Annotated in this window: 1 protein-coding gene and 3 pseudogenes; 2 read left to right on the forward strand and 2 right to left on the reverse strand. The window is 59.0% G+C overall.

The window, feature by feature from the left end; all coding sequences use genetic code 11:
* Positions 1–617: pseudogene (locus tag P0D80_RS48980) on the forward strand (ISKra4 family transposase); the annotation flags it as partial.
* Between the two features lie 23 nt (positions 618–640).
* Here P0D80_RS48980 and P0D80_RS48985 read toward each other — a convergent pair.
* Positions 641–1087, reverse strand: a pseudogene (locus tag P0D80_RS48985) (IS21 family transposase); the annotation flags it as partial.
* Between the two features lie 232 nt (positions 1088–1319).
* Positions 1320–2528 (reverse strand): hypothetical protein, encoded by a 1209-nt coding sequence (locus P0D80_RS48990; protein WP_408295665.1) that lies wholly within the window; start codon positions 2526–2528, stop codon positions 1320–1322.
* 420 nt (positions 2529–2948) lie between these two features.
* On the opposite strand from P0D80_RS48990, the pseudogene P0D80_RS48995 reads away from it, so the two are divergent.
* Positions 2949–3691: pseudogene (locus tag P0D80_RS48995) on the forward strand (IS3 family transposase); the annotation flags it as partial.

The following is a 3691-nucleotide window of genomic DNA, read 5'->3' on the forward strand; positions in this document are numbered from 1 at the left end:
TCGCAGATGGATTGATGGTCTTCACGGACGGCGACACCCGATTGCGCGACCTGCAGATGTCCGTGCTACCCGATGCGACGCACGTACTGGACTGGTATCACCTCACCCGCCGCCTGACGGTATTGGGCAATGTCGTCAACGGCAAGGAGGCGGCTGAGCAATTGTCATCGCGCGAGCATAGCCGGATCTCGGAGTGGGTCGAATCGATCAAGTGGCGTTTGTGGCATGGCCGTCCCGCCAAAGCTATTGCCCGACTGGATCGCCTGTTGAAAATTCTCAATCGACCGGCGTTGGCGGACAAGGCCGTGGTGAGCAGAGCTCGCAAGCTTGCGACCGATTTGCGTCGATACCTGAACAACAACACCGACTCGCTTCCCGACTATGGACGTCGGTACCGCGCCGGCGAGCGCATTTCGACCGCGTTCGTGGAGTCGGCCGTCAATCAGATCATCGACAAGCGCATGTCCAAATCCCAACAGATGCGCTGGTCCCCCCACAGCGCGCATCTGTTATTACAGGTGCGAACCTGTGTCCTCGATGGCCGTCTGCGGCACGACTTCGCCAGATGGTATCCCGGTTTCCACGCCAACGACTCAACTGTTAGGACTACTGCCTGACCCCACCAAATCGAACGCTCTCCCTGCAGCTTGCGGTAAATGCCGCCGACAACCAGTCCTTCCTCGGACCAGTCAAACTGGAATGCCTCGCCCAGCTCGAATCGCAACGGCACAAACGCTGACTTCGAACCGCCTTGCCTTCGCTTTGCCGCCAGGCCCGGATGAAATCGGTGACCCGCGAGTAACAGCCCGTCGTAGCCGCCGCCCTTGATCTCCTGGAACAGCATCCAGGCGGTGCGCCGCTCCTTCTTCGGTCGCCGCGCGTCGACACTGAGCGCCTGCACCAGCACCTCATGAAACGGCGTCAACCGGGTCGGCTGGGAGCGCCGTTGATACTTCGGCTCCTCCTGAACATCTATGTTCAGATATTTACTAATCGTGTTGCGCGACAGGCTTGTGAGACGCGCTATCTCGCGTACCGACTTGTTCTGGCGGTGGAACATCCGCCGCACCTTGCCAATCATCGTCATCGGGATCATCCCAAAACACCCCGCCAGAAAAACCAGCAGGATAGGTTGATCGCCCGGCTCAGTTTTCAGTCGGCGCGATCCTACCTGTGGCTGAATTTTCGGTCGGCGTAAACACGTCCGCCGTCAGCATGTCGCCGCATAAGCACTTTGGGGGTGGGGCCATCTCGCCCTTTGTCTGTCAAGTGCATCAACGCCTCAAATTTGGCAACCAGTCGTAAATGCACCAAGGCCGCTAGAATATCAACAAAGCGCGGGCAGCCGGCTGGCTTCCGACAGGTAGCATCATGATCTGTGCGTTGAGCGCAACTATAGGCACCTGCCGCTCGGACACGTCGAGTTGGCGAACAGCCGCCACCACACTCTCGAACGCGGCCGGTCGGCTCCCTTCAGGTAGCCACTCAATAAGACGGGTAAGCTCGACCAAGAGCCGTGCCTGAGCGGCCGCGTTGAGTTCGCGAACAGCCCCCACCAGACTCTCGAACACGATCAGTTGGTGCTCTTTAGGTAAGCTCAGGATTGGGGCGACGAGCTGGGCTAGGGGCTTGTGCCGCTTGGCAACGTCGAGTTCGTGAACAGCCTCCAGCAGACTCTCGATCGCCGCCCGCCGGTTCTCTTTAGGTAGCTCATCGATCTGGGCAGCGAGCGTGGCTAGGGGCTGGCCCCGCTTGGCCACGTCGAGTTCGCGAACAGCCGCCAGCAGACTCTCGAACGCCGTCTGCCGGTTCTCTTTAGGTAGCTCATCGATCTGTGAGCCGAGTTCGGCCAGGAGCTGGCCCCGCCTGGCCACGTCAATTTCGAGAGCAGCCGCCAGCAGGCTCTCGAAGGCGGCCTGCACGTCCCGTTCAGGTAGGTGCCCGATCCGGCCGACGAGCGCTCGCAGGGGCTCGTGCCGGTCCCCTGCCGGGAGGGACTGGATGCGCTTGAGGAGTTTCGCGCCCTCGGGCCCCCACCCCTTCACGTTTGATGCGAGTCTTTCCAACTCAGTGGGCGTGTCAAGGCGAATAGTCTCAGCCACAAACGGTTGGCCGACGTTTTCCAGACGTGTTTTCAAGCTCTCAAGCGTCACATCGTCGACCGGCTCAAGCTCATGGCCGCCCAACGTAATCTTCAGGCAATCTCGCCCTTCATGACGCTCCTGGGAAACCGTCAGCCCTTGACCGTCAACGTCCACGGAAACCGAGTCTGCATCTGGATTCGCCTGAATTTTCTCACGGAGGCTCCGCAAGGCGTCATCGACAGCGGCCTTTTTCAGATCCATCTGATGGGATTTGACAAGGGCATAAATCCCGAACGTCAGTATCGAAAGAACCAGATCCCCGGCGCCTCCCGCATTACCGAACTTCGCCCCCTGCATGACCATATCCGCGAATCCGGTCGCTCTATTATGAAGACCAGCCGTGTTGAAAACTCGCGAGAACGTATTCGTTGTGACTATTGACATGGTGATATCGCAGGTGACTTACTTCTGAATCAAGATAAGGCGGCAGATACGCAGCGGGCTGTTGAACCGTGGAAATCCAGAACCGCAAGGGCCAGGAGGACGCGCTCATATTTGTCTGACCGCCCCCCCCGGAACATTTTGCAAAATATCCTTTTTCGCCCCGATACAGGCCTGGTGGTAGCGAGAATCGAACCCGCATCCAGCTCTGACCGCGGAACGGACACCGTGACATGCCCAATGATTTATATATTGACACATGCGCCACCGTCGGTCTTTCGTAAAACGTCCATTTCTAGTTTCCCGATTCGACTTGCCGCGCATATGCACGGAGACATGGGGAGACGATGGGCTGAGCTTCCCCTGAAATTTCGCCTTCCAGCAGGTCGCGTATAAACTCGACCCAAAGGAAGGAAAGAAGAGATGTTCAAGGTACCGCACCAGGTGTACACGGCGGAGTTCAAGGAGGCAGCCGTGCAACGAATTAAGGACGGACAAGGCGTGAGCGCCGTGGCCCGCGAACTGGGTATGTCGACGCAGACGCTGCGCAACTGGCTGAAGGCTTCTGAGGCCGGCAAGCTGAATGGCCCCGGGGCGAAGGTGGTCACGGCGGAAGAGATGGAACTCTCGCGTCTGCGAGCGGAGAACAAGCGCTTGCAGATGGAGCTGGAAATCGTAAAAAAAGCGGCGGCGTTCTTCGCGAAGGACCTCCTGTGAAGTACGCCTGGATTGACGCGCAGTGCCGACAGTATCCGCTGTCGGCGCTGTGCGAGGTCCTTAATGTAAGCATCAATGGTTATCGCGCCTGGAAGCGCGGCGGTACGCCCGAGCGTCAGCGGCTGACCGATGCACAGTTGCTGACGTTGATTCGGACGATTCACACGGAGGTCAAAGGCGCCTACGGTTCGCCGCGCATGACCGAAGAGGTGCGTTCTCGCGGCTTTCCGGCCAGCAAAGCTCGGGTGGAGCGGCTGATGAGCGACAACGATATCCGAGCCCGCCACAAACGCCGTTATCGCGTGACAACCGATTCCCGGCACAAGCTGCCGGTGGCGCCGAACGTGTTGAACCGCAACTTCACGCCTGCCGAGCCCAATCAGGTGTTCACCTCGGATATCACGTACATCTGCACTGACGAAGGCTGGCTGTATCTGGCGGTCACGCTG

This window comes from Paraburkholderia sp. RL17-373-BIF-A (assembly GCF_046030175.1).
Taxonomy (GTDB): domain Bacteria; phylum Pseudomonadota; class Gammaproteobacteria; order Burkholderiales; family Burkholderiaceae; genus Paraburkholderia.